The organism is Microbacterium sp. bgisy203 (genome assembly GCF_057706945.1).
Map to the genome: position 1 here is coordinate 88,566 of NZ_JBYIPF010000004.1, position 26,751 is coordinate 115,316.

General features: G+C 72.8%; 20 protein-coding genes and 1 pseudogene. 12 read left to right on the forward strand and 9 right to left on the reverse strand.

Annotated features, from left to right (window positions below; genetic code table 11):
* Positions 1-70: 70 nt before the first annotated feature.
* Positions 71-1,015: a hypothetical protein gene (locus tag AC3ENQ_RS08235; protein ID WP_431803503.1), complete on the forward strand. Its 945-nt coding sequence runs from the start codon at positions 71-73 to the stop codon at positions 1,013-1,015.
* Positions 1,016-1,279: 264 nt separating this feature from the next.
* Here the strand turns inward: AC3ENQ_RS08235 and AC3ENQ_RS08240 are convergent, their stop codons facing one another.
* Positions 1,280-3,331 carry an APC family permease gene (locus AC3ENQ_RS08240; RefSeq protein WP_431803505.1) on the reverse strand — a complete coding sequence of 684 codons (2,052 nt, stop codon included), beginning with the start codon at positions 3,329-3,331 and terminating at the stop codon, positions 1,280-1,282.
* A gap of 50 nt (positions 3,332-3,381) precedes the next feature.
* On the opposite strand from AC3ENQ_RS08240, the gene AC3ENQ_RS08245 reads away from it, so the two are divergent.
* A complete protein-coding gene (locus AC3ENQ_RS08245; RefSeq protein WP_431803507.1) occupies positions 3,382-4,461 on the forward strand; it encodes a VanZ family protein in 1,080 nt (359 codons plus the stop codon).
* On the opposite strand, the gene AC3ENQ_RS08250 is transcribed toward AC3ENQ_RS08245, so the two are convergent.
* The 4 genes from AC3ENQ_RS08250 to AC3ENQ_RS08265 all read right to left on the reverse strand — a co-directional run bounded on the left by AC3ENQ_RS08250 (position 4,446) and on the right by AC3ENQ_RS08265 (position 9,369).
* On the reverse strand, positions 4,446-5,294 hold the full coding sequence (locus AC3ENQ_RS08250; protein ID WP_431803509.1) for a hypothetical protein: 849 nt from the start codon (positions 5,292-5,294) through the stop codon (positions 4,446-4,448). The two genes, AC3ENQ_RS08245 and AC3ENQ_RS08250, sit on opposite strands and share 16 nt — an antisense overlap.
* Positions 5,291-6,514 (reverse strand): amidohydrolase, encoded by a 1,224-nt coding sequence (locus AC3ENQ_RS08255; RefSeq protein ID WP_431803511.1) that lies wholly within the window; start codon positions 6,512-6,514, stop codon positions 5,291-5,293. Before AC3ENQ_RS08255 ends, AC3ENQ_RS08250 begins: the two co-directional genes overlap by 4 nt.
* A gap of 91 nt (positions 6,515-6,605) precedes the next feature.
* Positions 6,606-7,643: a LacI family DNA-binding transcriptional regulator gene (locus tag AC3ENQ_RS08260; protein WP_431803513.1), complete on the reverse strand. Its 1,038-nt coding sequence runs from the start codon at positions 7,641-7,643 to the stop codon at positions 6,606-6,608.
* Position 7,644: 1 nt separating this feature from the next.
* Positions 7,645-9,369 (reverse strand): glycoside hydrolase family 13 protein, encoded by a 1,725-nt coding sequence (locus AC3ENQ_RS08265; protein WP_431803515.1) that lies wholly within the window; start codon positions 9,367-9,369, stop codon positions 7,645-7,647.
* A 63-nt stretch (positions 9,370-9,432) separates the two neighbouring features.
* Between AC3ENQ_RS08265 and AC3ENQ_RS08270 the strand changes: the two genes are divergently transcribed.
* The 3 genes from AC3ENQ_RS08270 (at position 9,433) to AC3ENQ_RS08280 (ending at position 13,434) form a co-directional block, all read left to right on the forward strand.
* The gene (locus AC3ENQ_RS08270) at positions 9,433-9,951 is read left to right on the forward strand and encodes an adenine phosphoribosyltransferase (RefSeq protein ID WP_431803517.1); all 519 of its coding nucleotides are present in this window, start codon (positions 9,433-9,435) and stop codon (positions 9,949-9,951) included.
* An 88-nt stretch (positions 9,952-10,039) separates the two neighbouring features.
* On the forward strand, positions 10,040-11,566 hold the full coding sequence (locus AC3ENQ_RS08275) for a MinD/ParA family ATP-binding protein (protein ID WP_431803518.1): 1,527 nt from the start codon (positions 10,040-10,042) through the stop codon (positions 11,564-11,566).
* 317 nt (positions 11,567-11,883) lie between these two features.
* A complete protein-coding gene (locus AC3ENQ_RS08280; protein ID WP_431803520.1) occupies positions 11,884-13,434 on the forward strand; it encodes a nucleobase:cation symporter-2 family protein in 1,551 nt (516 codons plus the stop codon).
* A gap of 12 nt (positions 13,435-13,446) precedes the next feature.
* Here the strand turns inward: AC3ENQ_RS08280 and AC3ENQ_RS08285 are convergent, their stop codons facing one another.
* A complete protein-coding gene (locus tag AC3ENQ_RS08285) occupies positions 13,447-15,717 on the reverse strand; it encodes a hypothetical protein (RefSeq protein ID WP_431803522.1) in 2,271 nt (756 codons plus the stop codon).
* A gap of 174 nt (positions 15,718-15,891) precedes the next feature.
* On the opposite strand from AC3ENQ_RS08285, the gene AC3ENQ_RS08290 reads away from it, so the two are divergent.
* Entirely contained in the window at positions 15,892-16,503 is a 612-nt protein-coding gene (locus AC3ENQ_RS08290) for a helix-turn-helix domain-containing protein (protein ID WP_431803524.1), read from the forward strand.
* A gap of 80 nt (positions 16,504-16,583) precedes the next feature.
* On the opposite strand, the gene hpxO is transcribed toward AC3ENQ_RS08290, so the two are convergent.
* The 3 genes and pseudogenes from hpxO to uraD form a co-directional block, all read right to left on the reverse strand.
* The gene (gene hpxO / locus AC3ENQ_RS08295; RefSeq protein ID WP_431803526.1) at positions 16,584-17,771 is read right to left on the reverse strand and encodes an FAD-dependent urate hydroxylase HpxO; all 1,188 of its coding nucleotides are present in this window, start codon (positions 17,769-17,771) and stop codon (positions 16,584-16,586) included.
* A gap of 96 nt (positions 17,772-17,867) precedes the next feature.
* The gene (gene uraH / locus AC3ENQ_RS08300; RefSeq protein ID WP_431803856.1) at positions 17,868-18,224 is read right to left on the reverse strand and encodes a hydroxyisourate hydrolase; all 357 of its coding nucleotides are present in this window, start codon (positions 18,222-18,224) and stop codon (positions 17,868-17,870) included.
* An 18-nt stretch (positions 18,225-18,242) separates the two neighbouring features.
* Positions 18,243-18,728 (reverse strand): annotated as a pseudogene (gene uraD / locus AC3ENQ_RS08305) (2-oxo-4-hydroxy-4-carboxy-5-ureidoimidazoline decarboxylase); the annotation flags it as partial.
* Between the two features lie 157 nt (positions 18,729-18,885).
* Between uraD and allB the strand changes: the two are divergent.
* The 6 genes from allB (at position 18,886) to AC3ENQ_RS08335 (ending at position 26,535) form a co-directional block, all read left to right on the forward strand.
* Entirely contained in the window at positions 18,886-20,319 is a 1,434-nt protein-coding gene (gene allB / locus AC3ENQ_RS08310; RefSeq protein ID WP_431803528.1) for an allantoinase AllB, read from the forward strand.
* A complete protein-coding gene (locus tag AC3ENQ_RS08315) occupies positions 20,316-21,425 on the forward strand; it encodes an acetamidase/formamidase family protein (RefSeq protein ID WP_431803530.1) in 1,110 nt (369 codons plus the stop codon). The genes allB and AC3ENQ_RS08315 overlap by 4 nt, the downstream gene beginning before the upstream one ends.
* Positions 21,422-23,074, forward strand: a complete 1,653-nt coding sequence (locus AC3ENQ_RS08320) for an AtzH-like domain-containing protein (RefSeq protein WP_431803532.1) — start codon at positions 21,422-21,424, stop codon at positions 23,072-23,074. The genes AC3ENQ_RS08315 and AC3ENQ_RS08320 overlap by 4 nt, the downstream gene beginning before the upstream one ends.
* On the forward strand, positions 23,071-24,318 hold the full coding sequence (locus AC3ENQ_RS08325) for a pyridoxal-phosphate-dependent aminotransferase family protein (RefSeq protein ID WP_431803534.1): 1,248 nt from the start codon (positions 23,071-23,073) through the stop codon (positions 24,316-24,318). Before AC3ENQ_RS08320 ends, AC3ENQ_RS08325 begins: the two co-directional genes overlap by 4 nt.
* 50 nt (positions 24,319-24,368) lie before the next feature.
* Positions 24,369-25,661 (forward strand): Zn-dependent hydrolase, encoded by a 1,293-nt coding sequence (locus tag AC3ENQ_RS08330; protein ID WP_431803858.1) that lies wholly within the window; start codon positions 24,369-24,371, stop codon positions 25,659-25,661.
* Positions 25,662-25,722: 61 nt separating this feature from the next.
* On the forward strand, positions 25,723-26,535 hold the full coding sequence (locus AC3ENQ_RS08335; RefSeq protein WP_488185851.1) for a MerR family transcriptional regulator: 813 nt from the start codon (positions 25,723-25,725) through the stop codon (positions 26,533-26,535).
* Positions 26,536-26,751: the final 216 nt, after the last annotated feature.

Consider the following 26,751-nt stretch of genomic DNA (forward strand, 5'->3'; position numbering starts at 1 on the left):
CCGCCGATGGGGTGGGATCCGGGGGTGGCGGGTCGGGTGTCCGGGGGCGCGGGTGTGCGACGCTGGGGCGATGACCGATCCCTCCCCTTCGCTCGATGCCCTGATCCGGACGGCCGCCGATCGCGAGCGGTACCGCTCGCTCGGGGCGAGCCTCGCGGCGGCGCAGGAGTTCGCGGCGACGCGTGCCGCCGAACTCGCCGACCTCGAGGCACGCCTCGCCGTCGAAGAGGCCGACGTCCGCCGCATCGAGGGGATGTCGCCGACGCGGCTGTGGGCGACGCTCCGCGGAGACGCCGACGAGCGCGCCGCGACCGAACGCGCCGAGCGCGATGCCGCGGCGCGCGCCGTCGCGGGCGCGCAGGAGCGCAAGCGTTCGGCGGATGCCGAGGCCCTGCGCATCGGCGCGGAACGCGCGGCCCTCGGAGATGTCGAGGAGGCCTTTGCGGCGGCGCTCGCTGCGCACGAGGCCGAGCTGCGCGCCGCAGGGGACGCGGGGGAGCTGACCGAGATCGCCGCGAGCACCGGGGCGGCGAGCGACGAGAAGCGCGAGATCGCGGAGGCCGTCGCGGCATCCGTCGCCGCACGGCAGGCGCTCGCGGTCGCGGTGCGCGCCCTCGACAGCGCGGGCGGGTGGTCGACCTACGACACGTTCTTCGGCGGAGGGTTCGTCGCCGATCTGATGAAGCATCAGCGCCTCGATGAGGCGACCGCCGCGTTCGCCGGCGTCAACCGCGCCCTCGAGCGGCTGCGCGTCGAGCTCGCCGACATCGGCGGCGGCGCGGTGCGCGGCGTCGAGATCTCGCAGGAGCTCGCCGTGTTCGACGTCCTGTTCGACAACATCCTCAGCGACTGGATGGTGCGCGACCGCATCACGGCCGCGCAGGCCGAGGCATCCGATCTGGATGTGCGTCTGACCCGTCTCGAAAGCGATCTCGCCGCGCGATCCGCGGCGGTCGACGCGCGCCTGGACGACCTGGCGCGTCGCCGCGAAGGCGTGCTGCTCGGGCGCGGCTGATGTGCTCCACCGGGTGCGCAGGGCGCTTTGCTCGGTGAGGCTGCGTTCGGTGAGGCTGTGTTCGGTGAGGCTGCGTTCGGGCGCCACTTTTCTGTTCGGGCGCCACAGTTCTCTGGCGCCCGAACAGCGATGTGGCGCCCGAGATCCGGGGTGCTCAGGAATGTGGCGCCTGAACAGCAGACAGGCGCCCGAGATCCGGGGCGCTCAGGAATGTGGCGCCCGAACAGCGATGTGGCGCCCGACCCGAGACGGGATGCCGGAGGCTCAGGCCTCGTCGTCGGTGTGCGAGACCAGGCCGTACGACGAGATGCGGCCGGCGCGGTCGTCGCCGGGCATCGGGCGCGAGCGGCGGCCGTAGATGACCTCCGACGAGTCGAGCAGCCACGGGACGAGCGTGATCTGCACGCCGTGGACGAGCATCAGCTGCTGCGCGATGCGGCGGGCGCGCCGGTTGTGCAGGAACGTCTCCCACCAGTGCCCCACGATGTACTGCGGCAGGTAGACGGTGACGACCGACGAGCCGTGCTTCTGGCGGTACTCGGTGATGAACTGCGCGAGCGGGGTCGCGTACTGCCGGTAGGGCGACTCGATGACGAGGAGCGGAATCGGCATCCGGTGGTATTCCCACTCCTCCTGGACGGTGCGGGCATCGTCGGCGCTCACGGCGATGTGCACGGCGAGGGTCTTGTCGTGCTTTGCGGCCAGGGCGTAGTCGATGGCCTTCGCGACGGGCTTCTGGAGCTTGCCGACGAGGACGATCGCGACGTCGCCGGTCGCCCCGAAGTGCACGTCGTCGTCCATCGTGATCTCGTGCTCGACGTCGCGGTAGTAGCGGTGGACGCCGACCATGAGGAAGGACAGCACCGGGATCGCGAGAAAGACGAGCCATGCGCCGTGCGTGAACTTCGTCACCGTCACGATGACGAGCACGACGATGGTGAACGTCGCGCCGAGCGAGTTGATGAAGAGACCCGTCATGGCCGCGCGGCGCTCGCCGACCGCCCGTTTCGGGAGAAGGCGCAGCTCGCGTCGCCAGTGCTTGACCATGCCGAGCTGCCCGAGCGAGAACGACACGAACACGCCGATGATGTACAGCTGGATCAGGGTCGTCAGTCGCGCCTGGAAGACGATCAGGACGGCGATCGCCGCGAGGCCCAGGATGATCATGCCGTTGGAGTAGACGAGACGGTCGCCGCGCGTGTTGAGCGCCTTCGGGGCGTAGCCGTCGCGCGCGAGCACCGACCCCAGCAGCGGGAAGCCGTTGAACGCCGTGTTGGCAGCGAGGAGAAGGACGCACGCCGTCGCCGCCTGGATCACGAAGAACGCGATGCTCCCCTCGCCGAAGGTCGCCGCGGCGACCTGGGCCATGAGGCTCGGCTGGATCGCGTTCTTGCAGTCGAAGCCGACGAGGTGGCACGGGTTCTCGGAATAGTGCACTCCGGCCACGAGTGCGAGGAGCGTGAGCCCCGCGAACATCAGGATCGCGATCGATCCCATGAGCACGAGCGTCGTCTGAGCGTTCTTGACCTTCGGGCGGCGGAAGGCGGGGACGCCGTTCGAGACCGCTTCGACGCCCGTGAGGGCGGAGCAGCCGCTCGAGAAGGCGCGGAGGATGAGCAGGAACACCGCCGCCTGCGAGATGTCCTGGGCCTGTACGGCGTACTGGGCGCTCGATGCCGTCGGGGGGTCGCCGAGGCTCCAGCGGATGAGCCCGACGACGATCATGAGCAGCACCGACCCGATGAAGAGATAGGTGGGGATCGCGAAGGCGGTGGATGCCTCGCGGACGCCGCGGAGGTTCACGAGGATGATGAGGATGACGAAGCCGACCGCGAGTTCGACCCGCCACGCGGCGAGTCCCGGCAGCGCGGAGATGATGTTGTCGACGCCGGATGCCACCGACACCGCGACCGTGAGGATGTAGTCGACGAGGAGCGCCGCCGCGACGATGACGCCGGCCTTCTCGCCCAGGTTCGTGCGCGCGACCTCGTAGTCGCCGCCGCCGGAGGGGTACGCCTTGATGAGCTGGCGGTAGCTGAGGACCACGACGATGAGCAGGGCGACGACCGCCGCGGCGACCCACGGGCTGAAGGCGAGGAACGCGGTGCCGCCGATGAGCAGGATCATCAGGAGCTCCTGCGGCGCGTAGGCCACCGACGACAGGGCGTCGGAGGCGAAGATCGGCAGCGCCATCTTCTTCGGCAGCAGCTGCCCCTCGAGCTCTTCGCTCGTCAGAGGCTCCCCGATGAGGATGCGTTTCGCGATCGGAGCCTCGTCTGCCCCGACGCGTTCGTCGTCAGTCACGGCGGGCGACATTACGCCTCCCGTGACCTGCGCGCAATCCAGGCGCCTGCAAGGATCGAGGCATGGGCAACGAGGTGTATTCGGGAGCGGTCGCGATCGGCCTCGGCGCGCTCGTCGGCGTGGCCCTGTTCGTCCCGTTCGTCGCCCTCAGCTACCGGCGCCGCGGGGGTCTCACGATCGGCCGATTCCTCCTCTGGGCGGCGGCGCTGGTCTACTTCCTCGCGATCTGGACGTACACGCTGCTGCCGCTCCCCGACAGCACGGACTACGTCTGCGCGGGCGTGAACCTCGACCTCACGGCATTCCTCGACGACCTCCGTTCGGCGCGGAGCGTCACCGACTTCGCGGTGCTCCAGCTCGCGCTCAACGTGCTGCTGTTCGTGCCCCTCGGCTTCTTCCTGCGCGTGCTCGGCGGGCGCGGGATCGTCGTGGCTCTCCTCGTCGGCTTCGGCGTCTCGCTCGCCATCGAGACGACACAGCTGACCGGCGTCTGGGGGCTCTACCCGTGCGCCTACCGTGTCTTCGACGTCGACGACCTGCTCACGAACACGGTCGGCGCGCTCCTCGGGTCGCTCCTCGGGTTCCTCGTGCCCCGCGAGTACCGGGGAGCGGCGCAAGCGGCGGATGCCGGAGTGCCCCGCCCCGTGACCCGCGGCCGGCGTCTGCTGGCGATGGTGTGCGACCTGCTCGCGAGCGCGCTCGTGGGATTTGCGGCAGGCGTCGCGGTGCAGGTGTGGCTGCAGTACGTCGTCCGTGACCGGGCCGCCGTCGTCGCGGGCGATGCGGCATCCGTCGCCACCGCGGTCGTGCCGCTCGTCGTGTGGGCGATAGCGACCCTCGCGACGGGCCGGACGCCGGGCGACGTCACCGTCGAACTCCGCTACACGGGCGGGCCGCTCCCGCGCCCGTTCGCACGCGTCCTCCGATTCGTCGGCGGCATCGGCGGATACCTGCTGCTCGGGCTCGTGCCGGAGGGGTGGCAGTGGCTGTCGTTCGTGTTCGCCGTCGTCTCGCTGATCCTGGTGTTCACGACCTCGCGGGGGCGGGGGCTCCCCGGCATCCTGTCGGGGCAGGAGGTCATCGACGCGCGCGAGCGTGCACCCCGCGCCGGCGCCGGGAACGCGCGTCAGAGGCTCGAGTAGCGGTAGTACAGCACCGCCGTCACGACCGAGCCGTCGGTGTCGGCGAACGTGCTGTACTGCAGCGGATCGTCGCCGGCCGAGCGTTCCTGGTCGAAGACGAAGCGGATCGCGCCGACGTTGCCGCGCGGGATCTCCTGGTCGGGGCCCGCGGCGCGCACGGCGGCGATCGGCATCCCGATCTCGAGTCCGTGCTCGGCCTCCATCGCGATGCCGCCGACCTCGTTGCGCGAGAACAGCACGTACGAGGGCTGGGGGTACGTGTCTCGCGTCGCGCCGCCGGTCGACTCGATCATGTCGAAGAGCAGGAATCCGTCCCACTGATACACCGTGTAGTCGGGATAGTGCGTGCCGTCGCCCGGCTCGACGCGCTGCGTGGGCGCCGCACCGAAGGCCTCGGTGAGCGCGTCGACGGCATCCTGCGCGTCGTCTCGCCACGCGTACGTGAAGACCTCGTCGCCGTCCTCGTCGGTGAGGACGAAGCCGGTGCCCGAGAACGTCATTGCCGTGGGTGGGCCGACCTCGTCGGTCGCTGTGGCCGTCGGCGTGGGCGCGGGGCTCGCGGTGCCCGGCTCGCTCGTCGGCGGCGCGGGGGCGGGCTGCGCGTCGCCGCTCGGGCGGGTGAGGGCGATGGCGAGGGTCACGATGACCGCGATGAGCAGGATGCCGGCGATGATCCCGAGGATCAGGGGGGTGCGGGAGCCGCCGCCGCTGCCCGGCTGCTTCGGGGTCCTCGGGGGCTTCGGCTCTTTGGGGGGCGTGGGCTGCTTCGCCGGCTTCGGTGCCGGTGTCTCGTTGCCGCTCGGCTCGGGGACGCCCAGGTCGGCCCAGCTCATGCGAGGAACTCCCGCGCCGCCGCGACGAGCGCCTCGACGCCGCGTTCGATCGTCGGGTGGAGGACGGGCGCGAAGAACGGCGAGTGGTTGGTCGGGATGTCCTCGTTGATCGTGCCGTGCGCTTCGGCATCCGCATACTCCTGCGGGTCGACGCCGCCCCAGAACCAGTACACGAGCGGGACGCCGGCCTCGCGCGCGAACCACGAGACGTCCTCGCTGCCGGTGAACATGCCCGGGTCGACGACCGACTCCTCGCCGAACGCGCGCGACCAGGCCGCGACCAGGCGCGCGGTCGCGGCCGGGTCGTTGATCGTCGGGGGGAGCGAGTGGTCGACGGTGATCGTCGGCTCCTGCTCGGCGCCCGAGGCCGCCGCCTCGGCGCGGACGACCCGCTCGACGCGGGCGAGGACGTCGACGCGGGCCTCGTCGTCGGGGTAGCGGAGGCTGAGCTCGAGCTTCGCCTCGGCCGGGATGATGTTGTTCTTCAGGCCCGCGTGGATCGAGCCGACCGTGACGACCGCCATCTCGCGCGGGTCGACCTCGCGGGAGACGACCGTCTGCAGGCGCATGACCGTCGCCGCCGCCATGACGACGGGGTCGATCGTCGCGTGTGGGCGCGAGCCGTGGCCGCCGCGGCCGTGGAGGAGGACGGTGAGCCCGTCGGATGCCGCCATCTGCGTGCCGGGGCGGACGCCGACCTGGCCGGCCGGGAGGGGCGTGAGGTGCTGGCCGAGGACGATGTCGGGCTTCGGAAACCGGTCGAGCACGCCGTCGGCGATCATCGCCTGCGCGCCCGCGCCGTACTCCTCGGCGGGCTGGAAGACGGCGACGACGGTGCCCGACCACTCGTCGCGGGTGGCGACGAGGCGCTCGAGGGCGCCGAGCATCGCGGTGACGTGCATGTCGTGCCCGCACGCGTGCATGACGGGGACGTCGGTGCCCGCCGGGTCGGTGCCGCGAGCGGTGGAGGCGTAGGGGAGCCTGGTCTGTTCCTCGACGGGGAGCCCGTCCATGTCGGCGCGGAGCCAGACGACGGGGCCGTCGCCCTCCTTCGCGCCGGTGACCGTCGTCGCGACGCCGGTCTTGCCGATGCCCTCGACGTAGTCGAGGCCGAGCGCGGCCAGTTCGCGGGTGATGACGCCGGCCGTCCGGGTCTCCTGGAAGGAGAGCTCCGGGTGCCGGTGCAGGTCGATGTACAGGGCCTCGAGATCGATGCTCATGCTCCGAGCCTACTTTCCCGCCCTCTGCCCTCGCCCTTTGGCCTCGCCCTCTGCCCGCGCCCTCTGCCCGCGAGCCGGCGGGGCGGGTCGGTCAGGAGGGTGGGGCGGTGGTGGCCCGGGGGACCAGGTGGAAGGGCAGGGATGCCTCGGTAAGGGGAGCCTCGGGGGGTCGCCCGGCATCGACCCCCCCGACCCCGAGCGCGGCGAGGACGGCGGCGCCCACCCGCTCGCCCTGAGCGTGCGGGAACTGGTCGATCGTCGTCAGGTCGAACAGCGCCGCGAGGTCGTGACCGTCGACGCCGATCACCGAGAGGTCGCCGGGCACCGACAGCCCACGGTCGCGCGCGGCGGCGAGCACCCCGTAGGCCATTTCGTCCGAGGCGGCGAACACCGCCGTCGGCGGTTGAGGTTCCGAAAGCAGGGCCGATGCGGCCCGGCGCGCGCCGGAGACCGTGAAATCAGCCTCGACGAAGCGGGCCGTGACGGTTGACCCTGCTTTTCGTGCCGCCGCGACGGCGTCGTCGAAGCCTTGGCGGCGGCGCGTGGGGATGTCGAGGGCCTCGCGCCCATCCCTGCGCGAGAGGCCGATGTGCGCGATGTCGCGATGGCCGAGCGCCAGCAGATGCTCCGTCGCGAGCCGCCCCACGGCGGTGTCGTCGACGCGCAGGCCCGGCAGCTCGGCGCGGGGGACGCCGAGCCCCACGACCGGCAGGCCGAGAGACGAGAGGCGCGCGACCTCGGCATCCGACAGCTCCACCGACAGCACGATGAGGGCGTCCACCCGCCCGCGACGCAGGGCCGTGTCGAACAGGCGCCGGCGCTGCGCCTGGTCATCGGTCAGGTTGTAGAGCGTGATGTCGTAGCCGTGCGGGGCGAGCACCGAGGCGATGCCGTCGAGCACGGTCGCGAAGAACCATCGGTCCATGAGCGGCACGACGACGCCGATGTTCTCGGCGCGGCCCGAGGCGAGGCTCGACGCGGTGGCGGATGCCACATAGCCGAGCTCCTCGGCCGCCGCCCGCACCCGCTCGCGGGTCTCCTCCGACGTCCGCCCGCGCCCGCTGAGGGCGCGTGACACGGTCGCCGTGGAGACCCCGGCGGCGCGGGCGACGTCGTCGAGGCTCGGCATGTCAGCCGGCGTGCATCCAGACGGCCGTGTCGACGGGCAGCTCGCTGCCCTCGAACGGCTCGCTCGCGACGAGCACAGTCCCCGCGGGGAGCGGGACGGCGGCATCCGACGCATTCGCGATGACGGTGATGCCGCCCGTGCGGAACGCGAGCACGTCGTCGCCGTAGCCGTCGAGCCACTCGAGACCGGTGGGCGCCGCCGCGCCGAGGCCCTCGGCGGCGCGCGTCGCGAGCAGGGTGCGGTAGAGCCACAGCGTCGATTCGGGGTCCTGCTCCTGCACGTCGCGGGCGAGGGTCGCCCACTCCGCCGGCTGCGGCAGCCACGATGCGCCGGTCTCGTTGAAGCCGTAGGCCGGGGCATCCGCCGTCCACGGGATCGGCACGCGGCATCCGTCACGGCCGTAGCGCTCGCCGTCGGTGCGGAACCACGTCGGGTCCTGACGGACCTCCCCCGGCAGGGCGATGACCTCGGGAAGCCCGAGCTCTTCGCCCTGATACAGGTACGCCGATCCGGGCAGGGCGAGCATGACGGTCGTCGCGGCGCGGGCGCGGCGCAGGCCCACCTCGGGGATCGGCTGTCCGGGGGAGTCTGGTCCGATGCCGTGACCCTGCGGGTTCTCGGCCGTCAGCGCGAGCCGCGACGCGTGCCGTACGACGTCGTGGTTCGAGAGCACCCACGTCGCGGGCGCACCCACGGCGGGGAAGGCGCGCAGCGACTCGGAGATCACCTCGCGGATCGCCGGGGCGTCCCACTCGGTCATCAGGTAAGGGAAGTTGAACGCCTGGTGCATCTCGTCGGAGCGCACCCATTCGGCGGTCCGGTCGACCGTCGGCAGCCACGCCTCGGCGCACAGCGGGCGGTCGCCGTCGTACTCCGCGAGCACCCGGTGCCAGTCGCGGTAGATCTCGTGCACGCCGTCCTGACCCCAGTACGGCACGTCGTCATCGTCGCCGCCCATGCTGTCCCCGTGGGCCGTGTCGGGGTCGACGGCCGGCACGTGGTCGGGGAGGCCGTCGGTCTTCACCAGGCCGTGCGCTACGTCGACACGGAACCCGTCGACGCCGCGGTCGAGCCAGAAGCGCAGGATGCCGCGGAACTCCTCCTGGATCTCGGGGTTGGCCCAGTCGAAGTCGGGCTGCGTCGTGTCGAACAGGTGCAGGTACCACTGTCCGGGGGTGCCGTCGGGGTCGGTCGTGCGGGTCCACGCGGGGCCGCCGAAGACGGACTCCCAGTTGTTCGGCGGCAGTTCGCCATTCTCGCCCGCCCCGTCGCGGAAGAGGTAGCGGGCGCGCGCGGCGTTGCCGGGCTCGGCGGCCAGCGCCTCCTGGAACCAGACGTGCTGGTCGGAGGAGTGGTTCGGGACGAGGTCGACGATGACGCGGATGCCGCGGTCGTGCGCGGCGGCGAGCATCTCGTCGAAGTCGGCGAGCGTGCCGAAGAGAGGGTCGATGTCGCGGTAGTCGGCGACGTCGTACCCGGCATCCTTCTGCGGCGACCGGTAGAAGGGGCTGAGCCACACGGCGTCGACGCCGAGGGCGCGGAGGTCGTCGAGGTGGGCGGTGACGCCGGCGAGGTCGCCGATGCCGTCGCCGGACGCGTCGGCGAACGAGCGCGGGTAGATCTGGTAGATGACGGCGGTGCGCCACCACTCGGCGCCGGGGCGGTTCTCGCCTATGGCGGGGAGGTGCGCGGGGGAAGCGGGTGGGGAGGTCAGCTGCGAACTCATCCCGACAGTCTAGTGTAAGCGCTTACGCACAGGGAATCCGGGCGGAGCGCGTACCCTGGGCAGGTGACCTCCGACGACCTCGCGCGCGCCGAATCCCTCATCGTGACGACCCCTGATTTCCCCGAACCGGGCGTGCTCTTCCGCGACATCACTCCGCTGCTCGCCGACGGACCGGCGTTCCGTGCGGTCGTCGATGCGGTCATCGCGCCGTTCGCAGGGCAGTTCGACGTCGTCGCGGGCATCGAGGCGCGCGGCTTCATCCTCGCGGGAGCGGTGGCGATCGCGGCGGGGGTCGGCATGGTGCCGATCCGCAAAGCCGGCAAGCTGCCGCGTCCCGCGGCATCCGTCGACTACGACCTCGAGTACGGCACCGCCACGATCCAGATGAGCGACGACCTGGCGCCGGGAACCCGCGTGCTGCTCGTCGACGACATCCTCGCCACCGGCGGCACGCTCCGCGCGGGCCACCAGCTCATCGCCCAGCTCGACCTCGCGCTCGCCGGCACCGCCGTCATCATCGACCTCGTCGAGCTCGGCGGGCAAGAGGTCTGCGGACCCGTGCACGCCGTGTTCCGGATGTGACGGGGCGCGCCGCGCCTCTCCGCTCGACCCGCTCCGCCCGACGCTCCTCGCCCGACCCGACTCGCTCGACCTGACAGAAAGGCTCCCCATGGGAACCGCGACCTTCGAACCGACCGTCCACTTCACGTCGACCACGGCCGCCGAGATCCACGTGCGGGGCGAGGTCGACGAGGTGTTCGCCTCGACCGAGCAGACCCTGCGCCACCGCGTGATCGAGGCGATCCGTCAGCTCGCCGCGTCGGCGGGCGAGCCGGTGACCGCGATGGTCGTGCAGGGCGACGTGCGCTGGCCGCTGATCGTCCACCCCGACGGGACCTTCATCGAGGCGACCGCGCTCGCAGAGACCGAGGACGGGGAACCCGCGTCGGCCCCGCGTGCGGTGCGCGACGCCGGCGAAGCAGACGTGCGCTCGACGGATGCCGCGGCGCCCGCGTCTGTCGTGGAGTCGGCGACCGTGCCTGCTTCGGAGCCTGCGCCTGCTTCGGAGCCTGCGCCTGCCCCGGCGTCCGCGCCTGCCCCGGAAACGGCACCGGTCGCGGCGCCCGCGCCGATCCCCGCGCCGAGCCCGCAGCCCGAGCCCAGCCCGCAGCCCGCGCCCAGCCCGCAGCCCGAGCCCGCGCCGATGCTCCGCAGCGACGCGACCCGGCGCGAGAGCGCGCTGCGCGACCCCGCCCAGCGGGCGAGGCCGACCGTCGAAGACCTGCTGAACTCGCGCACCGACCGCGCCAAGCCGCGCGCGACCGAAGGCTGGCAGGGCGCCGTCCGCCGCGCGACCGGCGGGGCGATCTCGCCGCGTCCCGGCAAGGCCGAGCAGTCGCGCCTCGACCGCGAGCGCGCGGTGCAGCGCCGCCTCGACGGCCCGCGGACCATCGTGATCCTGAACCCCAAGGGCGGCGCTCACAAGACGACCTCGACGTTGCTGCTCGCCGCGACCTTCGGCACGCAGCGGGGCGGCGCGACCCTCGCGTGGGACAACAACGAGACCCGCGGCACGCTCGGCTGGCGCGCCCAGAACGCCCCGCACCACCGCACCGCCGTCGATCTGCTCGAGCACCTCGATCAGTTCACCGAGCCCACCCAGGCGAGCCTCGCCGCGCTCGACACGTACGTCCGCACGCAGGTGGACGCGCGCTTCGATGTGCTCGCGTCCGATGAGGATGCCGCGGCATCCTCCACCATCGACGCCGCCGCCTTCGACCGCCTGCACGGCGTGCTCTCGCGGTACTACCGCCTGCTGATCGTCGACACCGGCAACAACATGCGCGCCTCGAACTGGGTCGCCGCCGTCGCCGCCGCCGACCAGCTCGTCATCGTCTCGACGGTGCGCGAGGACACCGCCGCGAGCGCGGCGTGGCTGCTCGACGGGCTGCGCGAGAAGGGCTTCGACCAGAAGATCGACGAGGCCGTCACGATTCTCGCGGCGCCGTCGGCGAAGCCCGATCGCAAGCTCGCCGAGCGTCTCGAGCGCCACTTCGCGCAGGTCACGGCCGACGTCGTGCACGTGCCGTTCGACGCCGCTCTCGTCGACGGGGGACCGATCGACTTCGAGGCGCTCTCTCCCGAGACCCGCGACGCGTGGCTGAGTGTCGCGGCATCCATCGCTCAGCGCCTCTGACCCACCCGCGCCCCCTCACCCCGCCACCCCTCGCCCCCACCACCCCTCACCGCGCCGCGGTTCTTCGGAGATCCCGCGTTCTTCGGACAGATTCGGCGTCGAATGTCCGCAGAACGCCCGATCTCCGAACAACGCGCGCCCCCGCGCCCCGCGCAACCCCCGCCCGCAACCCCCGCGCCCCGTGTTTCCGGGCCGTTTCGGCCTGTGAAATCTCGCGAACGGAACCGGATTTCGGTGGAACCGGTCTTCAGTCCTGGCTTAACGTCATCGTCACGACGGGGTGCGAGCCGCCCGCGCCCCCACTGACGGGAGCCGCCATGACCACCACCGAACAGAAGGCCGAGCAGAAGGCCGCGAAAGCCGCCGCGCGTCGCGAACGCGCCGAGGACAACGGGGTCGATGCGATCCCGCCCCTCGCGAGACTCTTCCCGCTGGGACTCCAGCACGTCCTCGCGCTGTACGCCGGCGCCGTCGCCGTGCCCCTCATCGTCGGCGGAGCCCTCGGCTACGACCCCGCCGACCTCGCGTTCCTGATCAGCGCCGACCTGTTCATCGCGGGCATCGCGACGATCATCCAATCGGTCGGCTTCTGGAGGTTCGGGGTCCGCCTGCCGCTCATGCAGGGCGTCACCTTCGCCGCGGTCGGGCCGATGATCGCGATCGGGCAGCAACACGGCATCCAGACGATCTTCGGATCCGTCATCGCGTGCGGCCTGTTCATGATCCTCGTCGCGCCGTTCTTCGCGCAGCTGCTGCGGTTCTTCCCGCCGATCGTGACCGGCACCGTCATCCTCATCATCGGGCTCTCGCTCATGCGTGTCGCCGCCGGCTGGATCATGACGGGCTCGAGTGAGGCAGAACCCGGCGCTCCCGTCGTGAACGTCGCCTTCGCCGCCGGAACGCTCCTGTTCATCGTGCTCGTCGAGCGCTTCGCGCCGCCCGCGTTCGCTCGCGTCTCGGTCCTCCTCGGCCTCGTCGTCGGCACGCTCGTGGCACTCCTCGTGCCCGGCATGACGGATTGGTCGCACGTGGGGGATGCCGGATGGTTCGCGATCGTCACCCCGTTCCACTTCGGACTGCCGCAGTTCGAGATCGCCTCGATCATCGCGATGTGCATCGTCGGCGTCGTCATCATGACCGAGACGACGGGCGACATGATCGCCGTCGGCGAGATCGTCGACCGGCCCGTCACGCGCAGACAGCTCGCCGACGGCCTGCGCGCCGACGGTCTCGGCACGGTGCTCGGCGGGATGTTCAACACGTTCCCCTACACGGCGTTCGCCCAGAATGTCGGGCTCGTGTCGCTGACCGGAGTGCGGTCGCGTTACGTCGCGACGATGGCGGGTGCGATCCTCATCGTCCTCGGCCTCATCCCCAAGGTGTCCGCGATCGTCGAGGGCGTGCCCCGGGCGGTGCTCGGCGGCGCCGGGATCGCGCTGTTCGGGATGGTCGCGGCCTCCGGCATCCGCACCCTGTCGAAGGTCAAGTTCAACAACAAGAACGTCCTCATCGTCGCGATCTCGATCGGTGTCGCACTGCTGCCGACCGTGACCCCCGACATCTACGGCCGGTTCCCCGAATGGTTCCAGCTGATCTTCGATTCGGGCATCTCGGCGGGCGCGATCGTCGCGATCCTCCTCAACCTGCTGCTCAACGGCAAGGACATCCAGGCGGCCGAAGCCCTCGAACCGAAGATGAGCGCGCACGACGCGGTCCGCGGTCCGGCGGCGGCGGCACTCGTCCACCCCGACGCGCAGGGCACGGGACTCATCCCGACGGCGGTGCTCGACACGGACGGGGTGCCGGCACCCGGGACGGCGCCTGAGACCGACCCGAGCGGTGAGACCACGACCGACGGGCAGCACTGACCCGTCGCGCCCTCAGCGTGCCAGTTCGCTCGACATGAGCGCCGAGACCCGGGACCACACCCGGGGATCGGCGCTCTTCAGCGCGGCGAGGTCGCTCAGGGGGTAGCCGTCGCTGAGCCACCGCTGCGCCGTGTCCGCCCAGCTCTGCGCCGTGTCCGAGTCGTGCGGCGGGGATGCCGGAGATTCTGCGCCGGGCGCGGACACCACGCCGTCCCGTGCGGCGGCGAGGGCGGCACGCGCCCGCCCGCGGCGCACGGGGTCGGGCGCGCGCGCCGCGACGAGCGCGTCGCGGGCGAGACGTTCGGCCCGTTCCTGCCGGCCCGCACGGGCGTCGAGGTCGGCGAGGCGCATGAGCGCGGCGGCCTCGCCGTGGTGACGGAGGCTGCGGGTCGCCTGCGTGAAGACCTCGTCGAGCCGGGCGGCGCGGTCGGCGTCCGCGGGCTCGCTGCCGCCCAGGCCCGCCTCGGCGCCCGCCGCAGCGGCGGCGACGAGTTCGGCGGCCCCGGCATCGCGATAGCGCGATGATCCGCTCCGCTCGTCGTCGGCGGCCCGGATGCCGAGGTCGAAGACCGCGGGCGTTCGGGCGGGGAGCAGTTCCGCGGCGATCCGGGCGAGAGTGCGGGCGCGGGCGGAAGCGGGGATGCGATCGGCGATCTCCCTCGCGCGCCCGGCCGCGGCGGTCGCTTCGTCCGCGAGGCCCGCGCGATCGAGGATCGCCGCCGCCTCGGCCAGGACGACCGCCTCGTGGAGCGCGCGGGAGGTGCGCTCCATCGCGGTGCCGTGGCGGGCGTCGGCGACCCGTTCGACCGTCGCCCGGGCCGCTGCGACGGCGGGGCCGTCGGGTGCGATCCGGTCGAGCGCGGCGGCCGCGTCGTGCAGCACGCCGCGCGGCACGAGGGTGTCGGAGGAGGCGACCTCCGCGAGCACGGCGCGGGCGAGCGGTTCGGCGCGTCGCGTATCGCCTACGGCGGGCGGGTCGGGGTCGGGGCCGGTGGCGGGGCCGGTGTCGACGAGGAGTCGCGCGACCTCGGCCCGCGTCGCGAGGTCCTCGCGGGCCGCTTCGACGGCGCGTTCGCCGAGACGATCGGCGCGGTCGGTGAGGGCGGCGCTGCGGCCGCGCAGACGCGCCGACAGGCGGGCGAGCGTCCGCGCGCGCAGCGAAGCCACCACGATCCCGTCCACGAGGTCGTCGGCCGCGTCCGCGGTGGCCGCGGCGGCTGCGTCGTCGCCGGCGCGGGCGAGGGCCGCGGCGGCCGTTGCGAGGGTCGTCGCCCCGTTCGCCCGTTCGTGGTCGCGCGCGGCCCGGAAGATCGATCGGCTCAGATGCGCGACTTCGGCGACCGGCTCGTCGACCTCCAGCGCGGATGCCACGAGGGCGCGCGCCTCGCCGGCGAGCGCGGCTGCGGCATCCGGGTCGTCCGTGTGCAGCGCCGTTCCGGCGACCGCCTGAGCGACGCGCAGCAGAGCGCCGACGGGGGCCGCGGCCGCCCGCACCGCCGCGGCGGCCGACCCGGCGATCTCGGCGCCCTCGTGATAACCGGCGCGCGCCGCCGCCTCGCCGACGTACGCGGCCTCGATGTCGGGCTCGACGCGCACCTCGTCGGCGATCGCCCGGGCGCGTTCGAGGTCGCCGCTGAACGCGAAGACGGGGGCGACGCCGTGCGGCGGCGCGCCGTCGACCGGCCGGACCTGGTGCGCCGCGACGAGCAGCGCGCCGAGGTCGCCGAGGTCGGCGGTCGTCGTCGCGGTGTCGGCGATCGCGTGCGCGGCTTCGTCGATCTGCGCCGAGGGCGCGTCGGGATCTGCCGCCGCGACCGCCTCCTGGCGGCGCGCATCGGTGAGGAGGCGCACGAGGAGGTCGCGTTCGTCGCGGCGGTCGTGCATCGAGCGGGGCAGGCCGGCGCCGCGCAGGTACGGCGGCGTCTGCTCCCAGCCCCACTCCTCGAGCGCCGACAGGGCGCCGGCACGGAGCGCCGCGCGGAACGGGGCGAGCGCCGCGCGCTGCGTCCGAGGGTCGGTCTCCGACCCGGGCGCGAGAGGGCCGCGGTGGAGGTTCCGGACGACGTGCGCGACGGCATCCGGTGCGGTGATCGCGACGCCGTCGCTCGTCCGCAGGATGCCCGCCCGGACGATGCCCAGTTCGCCCGCGTCGCCGGCATCCTGCAACGCGCTCTCGACGGCCGCGGCGCTGCGCCCCGTCAGGCGCGTGAGGTCGTCGACGGTGAGCGGGAAGCCCGCCGCCGCGAGCAGCCCCGCGAGGTGCACGCCGAGGCGCGAGCGCATGAGCTGGTCGATCGCGGCGAAGCGCGCCGCCGGGGCGACGGCGGGGGGCGGGGTGCTCGTGGCGGGCCTTTCGTCGAAGCCGGCAGGTGACCCGACGATACCGCGGCCGGGCGCGGGCGTGTGCGGGGCGTTCCGCGCGGGTCGGCCCGCCTAGACTCGGTTCGGGGAGGGCGCGTGAACGAGAAGGAAGCGACGACGATCGGCGGCCGGCTGCGTCGGGCGCGCCTCGCGTCGGGGCGGTCGCTCGCGTCGGTCGCCGAGGCGGTCGGCATCTCGTCGAGCGCGCTGTCGCAGATCGAGACCGGCGTGATGCAGCCGTCCGTGAACCGCCTCATCGAGCTCGTCGGGGAGATCGGCGCACCCGTCGCGGCGATCTTCGGCGACGCCGAGTTCTTCCAGCCGCGCACGCTCTCCGCCGCCGCGAGCGAGCCGCTGCCGGGCGTGCACGTCTCCTCGCTCGAGGGGGACGAATCGACCGTGCTGGGTCAGGGTGTGACGTACCGCCGGCTCACCCCGGTCGCGCTCGACGGCATCGATCTGTTCGAGTCGACGTATCCGCCCGGCGCCTCGTCGAGCATCGACGGCGCGATGCTCGTGCACGCCGGCTACGAGACCGGGCGTGTCGTGTCGGGCACCCTGCAGTTCGAGTTCACCGACGGCACGATCGAGCTCGGTCCCGGCGGATCGCTCGCGTTCTGGGCCACGCGGCCGCACCGCGTGGTGAACGCGACGGATGCCCCGGCGGTCGCGATCTGGCTGACCGTGCGCGAGCTCAGCGAGGACTGAGCGCTCCGGTGGGCGTCTGTCGGGAGGCGGCGACGGTGGCGCTCAGAAGATACGGTGACGCTCAGAGGATGCGGTGACGCTCAGAGGATGCCGGCGCCGAGGTTCACGGGGCTTCCCTCGATGTTGCCGACGATGCCGCGGATGATCCCCGCGCCGTCCGCTCCGCGCAGGCTCGCGTACCAGGCATCCGTCGCGGCCTGATCGTACGCGTGGGTCTCCTCACCGCGCTTGCGCGCGCGGAGCACCAGCTCGCCCGCCCGCTCGGTGCGGATCTTCTCGTAGCGACGCAGGGTGTCTTCGACGCTCACGGTGTTCGTGGCGACGGCGATGCCGAGCGCGAACGCGTCTTCGAGGGCCGAGCACGCGCCCTGCCCGATGTCGGGCGCGGTGTTGTGGGCTGCGTCGCCGAGGATCGCGACCCGCCCCTTCGCCCACGTGTGGAAGGGGGTGATGTCCCAGATCTCGACGCGGTTGAGGGATGCCGCGGGGTCGATCGCTCCGATGAGCGCCTCGACGCCGGGCGCCCAGCCGGCGAACGCCGCCTCCAGCGGGGCCTTGCCCTCGGCGCGGTCGTAGGGGAGCCCTGCCGGTTGCGGCACGTCGAACCAGAAGTAGAAGCGGTCGCCGGCGACGGGCATGACGGCGGCGCGCTTGCCGCCCGCGACGTAGGTGGTCCAGGCATCCGGCCGCCCGATGGCGGTGTCGACCGGGATGAGCCCGTTGAAGTTCGTGTAGCCCGAGTACTCGCGGACGATCTCGGGGGCGCCGTCGGGCTGGACGAACGCGCGCGTGATCGAGCGTGCGCCGTCGGCGCCGATGAGCATGTCGGCGGTGTCGGTGGAGCCGTCGGCGAAAGTCGCGGTGACGTGCGCGCCGTCGTCGGAGAGCGCGACCATCTTCGTGCCGAGGTGGATGTCGTCCCTGCCGAAAACCTCCATGAGGAGGGCCTGCAGGTCGGCGCGCGCGACGGGGTACGGCTTCTGGCCCGTCTGCGCCGTGACGGGGGCGAGCGAGAAGTCGCAGAGGGTCTCACCCGTGATCCCGTCGGCGTAGACCATGTCGGCCATATCTCCGCCGAGAGCGGCGACCTCGGCGCCGAGTCCGAGCCAGTTGAGCACCTTGACACCGTTCGACCACAGCGACAGTGCCGCACCGACCGGCTTGTTCTCGCGCATCTGGTCGTAGATCACGACCTCGTGTCCGAGGCGCTTCAGGGCGATGCCGGCGCTCGTGCCGCCGATCCCCGCGCCGATGACGATGATCTTCATGCCCACACGCTAGGAGCGCGATGTCACCGCCGTGTTTCCCGACGGGTGCCGGAGTGTTAAGTCGGGGCTTACCGGGGTGGGGTGCGCCGGGCCGGCTCAGCTTCCGCGGTAGGTGGAGTAGCCGAACGGGCTGAGCAGCAGGGGCACGTGGTAGTGCGGTGCGTCGGCGACCGTGAATCGGATCGTGACCGAGGGGTAGAACGTCGCGACCTCTCGGCCCGCGAAGTACGCCCCGGTCGCGAAGGTGAGGGCGTACTCGCCGGGCGCGAGCGCCGCGGGGCCGAGGCCCAGGCGCCCGTCGGCGTCGGTCGTGCCCCGCGCGACCTCGGTTCCCTCGGCATCCGCCAGCACGATCGCGACGCCCGCCGCGGGGATGCCGGCCGTCGCGTCGAGGATGTGGGTCGTGACATGAGGGGTCGTGCCGGACGTGGATGTCGTCGTGCTGGGTGTCATCGCGGGGGCGTCCTCCAGGCTCGAGCGCAGACGCAGCAGGGCGATCTGGCGCAGTTGATCGAGGGCCTCGTCGGCCTCGGTGTCGGCATCGTTCCCGAGTCGGCGTCGCGCCTCGGCGAGGATCTCCTCGGGCGAGCGCCCGGCGGCGCGGATGAGGAAGACCCGCCCGAACCGCTCCTCGTAGTCCGCGTTCGCCGCCGCGATGGCCGCGGTGACATCGTCGGATGCCCGGGCCACCGCCGCCTGTTCGCCGCGCGAGGCGGCGGCCTCGTCGCCCGACCCGCGCGGCTTCTCGCCGATACGCGGATGGTGGGCGAGCGCCGCGTCGAGGTCGGCGTGCGACCAGTCGCGCGCGAGCGCATCGGCACGCGCGGCCACCGCGTCGACCGAGCCGTAGGGACGGCCCGCGACGACGGCCTCGACCCAGTGCGGGATCGCGGCCCACACGGCCACGAGGTCGGTGGCGACGTCGGCATCCGCCTCGTCGAATTCACTCACGCGCATGCGGTCAGAGTAGCGGGCGGGGGCGGCGCATTCACGTCGGCGTTACACCGCCGAAATCGTCAAGCTATAGCTTTACAGCGGTGCCGCGCGCCGCGAGAACCGGAGGTCCGAAGATCCCCGGCGACCGGCGGCGACGGCACCACGACCAAGGAGACATGTGCCCACGAACCGCTGGACCATCCGCGCCGAGCGCGCGTGGGTCGATGGGCGCTTCCAGCCCGCGCAGCTGACGATCGCGGACGGCCTGGTCGCCGCGATCGACGCTCCCGTCGGCGCGCCGCGCGGCGCCGTGCAGGTGCCGGAGGATGCCGTGCTCCTCCCCGGCCTCGTCGACTCGCACGTCCACGTCAACGAGCCGGGACGCACCGAATGGGAGGGGTTCCGGTCGGCGACCCTCGCCGCCGCGGCGGGCGGCATCACGACGCTCGTCGACATGCCCCTGAACTCCATCCCGCCCACCACGACCGTCGAGGCGCTGGAGATCAAGCGCGCCGCCGCCGGGCGCAAGGCGCACGTCGACGTCGGGTTCTGGGGCGGCGCGGTGCCCGAGAACCTCGGTGCGCTCGGCCCGGTGCACGAGGCCGGCGTCTTCGGGTTCAAGTGCTTCCTCGCGCCCAGCGGCGTCGACGAGTTCGGTCACCTCGACCGCGACCAGCTGAACGCCGCGATGGACGAGGTCGCCGCTCTCGGCTCGCGCCTCATCGTCCACGCCGAAGACCCCGCGCTCCTGCGCGGCGACGAACGCGCCCACCGACACGGCGAGGCACGCCCCGACGGCTCACTCGGCCGCGACTACGCCGCCTTCCTCGCCTCGCGCCCGCCCGAAAGCGAGGAGTCGGCGATCGACGCCGTCATCGCCGCCGCCCGCCGCACCGGTGGACGGGCGCACATCCTGCACCTGAGCGACGCGGCATCCCTGCCCCGCATCGCCGCGGCGAAGGCCGACGGCGTCGACCTCACGGTCGAGACCTGCCCGCATTACCTGACGATCCGCGCCGAGGAGATCCCCGACGGCGCGAGCGAGTTCAAGTGCTGCCCGCCCATCCGCGAGGCCGCGAACCAGGACCGCCTCTGGCAGGGCGTCGTCGACGGGACGATTGACGCGATCGTCAGCGACCACTCACCCTCCACCATCGACATGAAGCGCGCCGGCGCGGGCGATTTCGGCCTTGCGTGGGGCGGCATCGCGGGCCTTCAGGTCGGACTCTCCGCCGTCTGGACCGAGGCGCGCGCCCGCGGCATCCCGTTCGAGGCGCTCGTGCCCCTCTTCACGACAGGGCCGGCGCGGGTCTCGGGGCTCGAGCAGGCCGGGCTCGAGCAGGCCGCTCTCGCCCATAGGGGCCGCATCGAGGTCGGGGCACCCGCCCACCTCGCGGTCTTCGGCCTCGACGACGCGCTCCCGATCGACGCGCGCGCGCTGCAGCACCGCAACCGGATCTCGGCGTACGACGGCAAGCTCCTCACCGGCAAGGTGCGACGCACGTGGCTGCGCGGGCAGAGTGTCTTCGACGCGAGCGAAGGCGGCGCGGGCGACGCGCCGTGGTTCCGCCGCCCACCGGCCGGGCGGCTCCTTCAGAGAGGTACGGCATGAGCGACACCCTGCAACCGGGCATCCTGCAACCGGGCATCCTACAACCGGGCCTCGGAGAGATCCCCGGCGACCACTACCTCCCGGCGACGCCGGAGACGGTGCTGTGGGGCCGGCTGCCGTGCGAGACGGATGCCGCGGTGCTCCGCATCGCGCCGGGCCAGACCGTGACCTTCGACACGATCAGCCACGAAGGCATCCTCCCCGATCAGGGCCAGGACCCGCTCGCCTTCTTCACCGGCCATGGCGTCGCCGCCGAGGACGTTCTCACCGACGCGGTCGAGGTCGCCCGCACCGTCCCGCGCGACGCGACCCTCGACGGTCCGCACGTCATCACCGGGCCGGTGTTCGTCGAGTCGGCCGAGCCCGGCGACCTGCTGAAGATCACGGTCGAGAAGCTCGCGCCGCGCGTGCCGTACGGCGTCATCAGCAACCGGCACGGCAAGGGCGCCCTCCCCGGCGTGCTCCCGCGTGGCCCGCAGAACGTCAGCGTCTTCACCCCCGTCGACGAGGGCGCCGGGGCCCTGCCGCTCACCGACGGGGGCGAGCGCGTCGTGCGCTTCCCCCTCGCGCCGTTCCTCGGGACGATGGGCGTCGCCGTCGCGGGCGGCGAACGCCCCCACTCCGTGCCGCCGGGGCCGCACGGCGGCAACATCGACATCAACCTCCTCGTCGAAGGGACGGTGCTGTACCTGCCGGTGCAGGTGGCCGGTGCCCTCGCCTACGTCGGCGACCCGCACTTCGCCCAGGGCGACGGCGAGGTCGCCCTGACGGCCCTCGAGGCATCCCTGCGGGCGACGCTCCGGTTCGAGGTCGTGCCGCGGAGCGAGGCTCTCGCGGAGTTCGGCGACCTCGCCGGCCCCCTCGTCCGCACCGACGAGTACCTCGTGCCGACGGGCCTCGACCCCGACCTCGACGAGGCGATGCGAAAGGCCGTCCGCGCCTCCCTCGATCTCCTTCATGCCCGCTACGGCATGGAAGAGCACCTCGCCTACGCCTATCTCTCCGCGGCGACGAACTTCGACATCTCGCAGGTCGTCGACATCGTCTGCGGCGTCCACGCGCGCATCCGCGAGGCCGACTTCGCCGGAGTCACGGGCCGCTCATGACGTCCGCCGAGATCCCGCGCGAGCTCCCGCCCGACCTGCGGGAGGCGTTCGAGGCATACGAACGCGCGATCGTCGCGAACGATCTCGAGGCGTTGGATGCCGCGTTCGCGCCCGGCCCCGGAACGCTCCGGGGCGACGGCGCGGGCCTCCTCGTCGGCCATGACGCGATCAGCCGGTTCCGCGGGGTGCGGGGCGGCGTGCCGCCGCGCGAGATCGAACGCGTCGAGTACCGCCCGCTCGCGGACGGTGTCGCGCTGCTCGTCTCGGTCTCGCGCTACCGCGACGGCGGCACCGGCCTGCAGACCCAGGTGTGGGAGCGGCGGGGCGGCACCTGGCTCATCACCGCCGCCCACGTCACCCCGCGTGCGCAGGCGCTCGACCGATCGGTGTGGCGCACGGTCGGCGACCCGCTCTTCCAGGGCGCCTGGGAGGGGCCGCTGCGCGGACTCACCGTCGCCGTCAAAGACCTCTTCGCCATCAAGGGCTACCGCATCGGCGCCGGCAACCCGGCCTTCCTCGACTCCGCACGCGCCGAGACGACGACGGCGCCCGCCGTCACCGACCTCCTCCGCGGCGGTGCGTCGCTGCGCGGCATCGCCCGCACAGACGAGTTCGCCTACTCGATCGCCGGCGACAACGCCCACTACGGCACGCCGCCCAACGGCGCGCGCGCCGGCGCGCTCCCCGGCGGGTCGTCGAGCGGACCGGCATCCGCGGTCGCGACCGGTCAGGCCGACGTGGGTCTCGCCACCGACACCGCCGGGTCGGTCCGGGTGCCGGCGTCGTACCAGGGGCTCTGGGGCCTGCGCACGACGCACGACCTCGTGCCCCGGCAGGGCCTCCTCCCGCTCGCGCAGAGCTTCGACACCGTGGGCTGGATCACCCGCGACGGCGAGGTGCTGCACGACGTCGCCGAGTGGTGCCTCAGCTACGACGGGTCGCAATCCACGGAGTCGGTCCTGGGCGCCTCGGGCGGCGACCTGCCCTGGTCGTTCCTCGTACCGGAAGAGGTGCGGGATGCCGCGCAGCCCGCGACGCGCGACGCGTTCGACGCCCTCGTCGCGCGGCTCGAGGCATCCGGGGCCCCGGTCGAGACCGTCTCGATCGGCGACCTCGACGGGTACTACGAGCCGTTCCGCATCGTCCAGGGTGCGGAGGCCTGGCGGAACAACGGCGCGTGGCTGCGCGCGCACCCGGGTGCGACCGGACCCGCCGTCGCCGCGCGCTTCCGCGCCGGCGCCGAGATCACGGCCGACCAGGAGCGCGCGGCCCGCGCCGCCCTCGCACCGCTCCGCGACCGGATGCACGACCTCGTCCGCGACCGCCTCCTGATCCTCCCCGTCGTCCCCGGCCCCGCGCCACTCCGGACGGCTCGGGGCGAAGACGTCGACGCGGTGCGTCAGGCGACCCTCCGCATGACGACGCCCGCCGCGGTCGCGGGGCTCCCCGCGCTCTCGGCGCCGCTCCTTCTCGTGCGCACCGCCGACACCGCGTCGGGCGGCACACCCGAGCACGCTCCCGTCGGCGTCGGCCTCGTCTCGCGTGCCGGCACCGACATCGCCCTCGTCCGTGCGGCGCTGCGCCTGCGCGACCTCGTCGCGGCGCTGGCGCCGCCCGCCTCCCTCACGACCGAAACGGATGCCGCATGACCGTCACCCCGATCCCCGGCCCGATCGACCCGCCCGCGCGCCTCCTGATGGGCCCCGGTCCCATCGGCGCGTACCCGAGCGTGCTGCGGGCGATGTCGGCCCCGCTCGTCGGCCAATACGACCCGTTCATGACGCACGCGATGGCCGAGACGCAGGAGCTCTACCGCGGCGTCTGGAACACCCGCAACGACGCGACCCTCCTCATCGACGGCACCTCTCGCGCGGGCATCGAGGCCGCGATCGTCTCGCTCGTCCGACCCGGCGACCGGGTGCTGGTGCCGATCTTCGGGCGTTTCGGACACCTCCTCGCCGAGATCGCCGAGCGGGCGATGGCCGAGGTCCACACGATCGAGACCGACTGGGGGCAGGTGTTCCCGGCATCCGTCATCGAAGAGGCGATCGTGCGCGTCCGGCCGACGCTCCTCGCGCTCGTGCAGGGCGACACCTCGACGACCATGCTGCAGCCGCTCGAGGACATCGGAGAGATCTGCGCGCGCCACGGCGTGCTCTTCTACTCCGACGCGACCGCCTCTCTCGGCGGCAACGCGTTCGAGGCGGACGGGTGGGGGCTGGATGCCGCGACCGCCGGGCTCCAGAAATGCCTCGGCGGACCGAGCGGCTCCGCGCCGATCACGCTGTCCGAACGGGCCGTGGAGGTCATCTCGGCGCGCAAGAAGATCGAAGCCGGCATCCGCGAGCCGGGCGATGCCTCGTCGCCGGATTTCGTCCGCTCGAACTACTTCGACGTCGGCATGATCCTCGACTACTGGGGCCCGCGCCGCCTCAACCACCACACCGAGGCGACCTCGATGCTCTACGCCGCGCGCGAGTGCGCGCGCGTGCTGCTGCTCGAGGGTCGTGACGCGGTCATCGCGCGGCACGACCTGGCCGGGCGGGCGATGCTCGAGGGGGTCCGCGGCCTCGGGCTGGAGGTGTTCGGCGACGTCGCCCACAAGATGTCGAATGTCGTCGCGGTCGAGATCCCCGAGGGCGTGCCGGGCGATGCGGCGCGCGGCGCGCTGCTGGAGGACTTCGGCGTCGAGATCGGCACGTCGTTCGGCCCGCTGCACGGCCGCGTCTGGCGGATCGGCACGATGGGCTACAACGCCCGGAAGGACGCCGTGCTCACAACCCTCGCCGCGCTCGAGGCGGTGCTCCGCCGGTTCGGGGCGTCGGTGCCGGTCTCGGGCGGCGTCGAGGCCGCGGCCGGGGTGTACGCGGCATCCGACTCGGGGGCCGTGTGAGTCTGCTGGGCGCCACGCGCGACCAGATCGCCGCCGCCGCGCGGCGCGTCATGGCGCGCTGCGACGAACTCGCCCGCGTGACCGCGACGCCCGGTGAGATCGAGCGCGTCTACCTCTCGCCCGAGCACGCGCGCGTCAACCGGCTCGCCGCGGAGTGGATGCGCGAACTCGGCATGCGCACGTGGCAGGATGCCGCGGGCAACCAGTTCGGCCGCATCGAGCCGGCATCCGCCCCCGCCGCCGATCGACTGCCGTCGCACAGCGACCGCCGCCCCGCCCTCGTCCTCGGCTCGCACCTCGACACCGTCCTCGACGCGGGCCGCTACGACGGCATCGTCGGGGTCCTCATGGCCCTCGAGGTCGTGCGCCTGCTGCGCGTGCCGGTCGGCGACGGCGCGGCACCCGACGGCCAGGCGTGGGCGGTGCCGCTGCCGTTCGCGATCGAGGTCGTCGCGTTCTCCGACGAGGAGGGCACCCGCTTCGGAAAGGCGCTGCTCGGCTCGTCGGCCGTCGCCGGGTCGTGGGACGACGCGTGGTGGCAGCTCACCGACGCTGACGGGGTGACGCTCCACCGCGCGTTCCTCGAGTTCGGACTCGATCCCGGGCGCATCGGCGAGGCCGCGAAGCGCCCCGACGAGGTCGTCGCCTATCTCGAGGCGCACATCGAGCAGGGTCCCGAGCTCGACCGCTCCGGCCAGCCGCTCGCCGTCGTGTCGTCGATCGCCTCGGCGCGCCGATTCCAGCTCGTCGTCGAGGGCGAGGCGCGGCATGCCGGCGGCACCCCCTACGACATGCGCCGCGATGCCCTGCTCGGGGCGAGCGAGGCGGCGCTCGCCGTCGAGCGGATCTGCTCCGCTGAGCACCACATCATCGGCACCGTCGGGCAGTTCGAGGCGTTCCCGGGCGCCGTCAACGTCATCCCGGGCGAGGTGCAGTTCTCCCTCGACCTGCGCGGTGAGTTCGACGGCGAGCGCGACCGGGTGTGGGATGCCGTGACGCGCGAGCTCGACGCGATCATGGGGCGCCGAGGCCTTCGCTGGACCGCACGCGAGGTCCACAGCGCACCCGCCGTCTTCTGCGCGCCGCTCCTGCAGGACGTCGTCGCGGCGGGCATCGCCGGGTTCGCACCGAATCCGCGCGAGGCGCCGCCGGTGATCTTCAGCCGCGCCGGCCACGACGGCATGGCGCTCGGGGCGATCGCCGACGTCGGCATGCTCTTCCTCCGGAACCCTGACGGCATCAGCCACCACCCCGACGAGGCGGTCGCGGCCGGCGACGTGGCGCACGGCATCCGCGCCCTCGCCGAATCCGTGCTGCTCCTCGGGCACGAGCCCCGCGCCTGAGCGATTCCGCACTCGCTCTTGACCCTGACACGGTGTCAAGCTGTCGAGTGGGATCACCATGTTGAGTATCGGAGAGTTCGCCCGCCTCGTCGGAGTCTCGCAGCGCATGCTGCGGCACTACGACGGGCTCGGCCTGCTCGTGCCCGAGCGCGTCGACGAGTACAGCGGGTACCGCTACTACTCGACGGCGCAGCTCGATCGCGCGAATCGGCTCGTGGCGCTCAAGGATCTCGGCTTCCGCCTCGAAGAGGTCGGCGAGATGCTCGACGAGGATGCCTCGTCGCCGCGGATCGCCGGGCTCCTGCGGGGGCGGCGCGCCGAGCTTCGCGAGCAGATCGACGCCGACGTGCGCCGCATGCGGCACGTCGAGGCGCGCCTTCGGACGATCGAAAGGAATGATCCCATGACCACCACCGAGACCTCCACCGAGTTCACGGCCACCAAGCTTCCCCGGCTCGAGCTCGCCCAGCTGTCGGCGCGCGTCGGCGATATGGCCGAGATCGAGCAGGAGATCGGCCCGATGTTCGACCGCGTCGTCGGCGCCCTTATGGAGGCGGGCGTCGCCCTCCCCTCCCCGGGTGTAGCGCACTACACGGTCGACGGCGACCAGATGATCGCCGCCGCGGCCGAGCAGGTCGCGCCGTCCGCCGTGCCCGACGGGCTCGATGCGGCGGTGCTGGATGCCGTGCCGCAGGCGCTCACGCTGCGGCTGGAGGCCGACGATCTCGCCGGCATTCAGGCCGCCTGGCAGAGCCTCGTCTCGGAGGTCGAACGCCGTGGCCTGCGGCCGGTCGGCACCTGCCGCGAGGTGTACCACGAGACCCCGCAGGACGGCGGGCGCTGGATCGTCGACCTGCAGCAGCCGGTCGCCTGACCCGGGCGGGTCGGGCGGGGCGGGGCGCTGCCGCGGCGTGGGCTGAGCGCCTGAGGCGCGCCCCGCGTTCACAACTCCGGAGATTCGCAGTGGAACGGGGCCGGGAAGGCCCTCGGGGACCGGTGCGAAGCCGATTCTCCGGAGTTGTGAACGCGCGCCGGCCGCGCGCCGCGCCGGCGCGCCAGGCCGGAAGGCCCAGCCGGGAAGGCCAGCCCG

Coding starts and splice junctions, on each gene's coding strand:
- AC3ENQ_RS08330 (WP_431803858.1), top strand. CDS start 24,369: ATGGCGCGCTGCGACGAACTCGCCCGCGTGACCGCGACGCCCGGTGAG.
- AC3ENQ_RS08235 (WP_431803503.1), top strand. CDS start 71: ATGACCGATCCCTCCCCTTCGCTCGATGCCCTGATCCGGACGGCCGCC.
- AC3ENQ_RS08320 (WP_431803532.1), top strand. CDS start 21,422: ATGACGTCCGCCGAGATCCCGCGCGAGCTCCCGCCCGACCTGCGGGAG.
- AC3ENQ_RS08325 (WP_431803534.1), top strand. CDS start 23,071: ATGACCGTCACCCCGATCCCCGGCCCGATCGACCCGCCCGCGCGCCTC.
- AC3ENQ_RS08250 (WP_431803509.1), bottom strand. CDS start 5,294: ATGAGCTGGGCCGACCTGGGCGTCCCCGAGCCGAGCGGCAACGAGACA.
- AC3ENQ_RS08245 (WP_431803507.1), top strand. CDS start 3,382: ATGGGCAACGAGGTGTATTCGGGAGCGGTCGCGATCGGCCTCGGCGCG.
- AC3ENQ_RS08260 (WP_431803513.1), bottom strand. CDS start 7,643: ATGCCGAGCCTCGACGACGTCGCCCGCGCCGCCGGGGTCTCCACGGCG.
- AC3ENQ_RS08255 (WP_431803511.1), bottom strand. CDS start 6,514: ATGAGCATCGATCTCGAGGCCCTGTACATCGACCTGCACCGGCACCCG.
- uraH (WP_431803856.1), bottom strand. CDS start 18,224: ATGACACCCAGCACGACGACATCCACGTCCGGCACGACCCCTCATGTC.
- hpxO (WP_431803526.1), bottom strand. CDS start 17,771: ATGAAGATCATCGTCATCGGCGCGGGGATCGGCGGCACGAGCGCCGGC.
- AC3ENQ_RS08285 (WP_431803522.1), bottom strand. CDS start 15,717: ATGCGCTCGCGCCTCGGCGTGCACCTCGCGGGGCTGCTCGCGGCGGCG.
- AC3ENQ_RS08275 (WP_431803518.1), top strand. CDS start 10,040: ATGGGAACCGCGACCTTCGAACCGACCGTCCACTTCACGTCGACCACG.
- AC3ENQ_RS08315 (WP_431803530.1), top strand. CDS start 20,316: ATGAGCGACACCCTGCAACCGGGCATCCTGCAACCGGGCATCCTACAA.
- AC3ENQ_RS08280 (WP_431803520.1), top strand. CDS start 11,884: ATGACCACCACCGAACAGAAGGCCGAGCAGAAGGCCGCGAAAGCCGCC.
- AC3ENQ_RS08265 (WP_431803515.1), bottom strand. CDS start 9,369: ATGAGTTCGCAGCTGACCTCCCCACCCGCTTCCCCCGCGCACCTCCCC.
- AC3ENQ_RS08240 (WP_431803505.1), bottom strand. CDS start 3,331: ATGTCGCCCGCCGTGACTGACGACGAACGCGTCGGGGCAGACGAGGCT.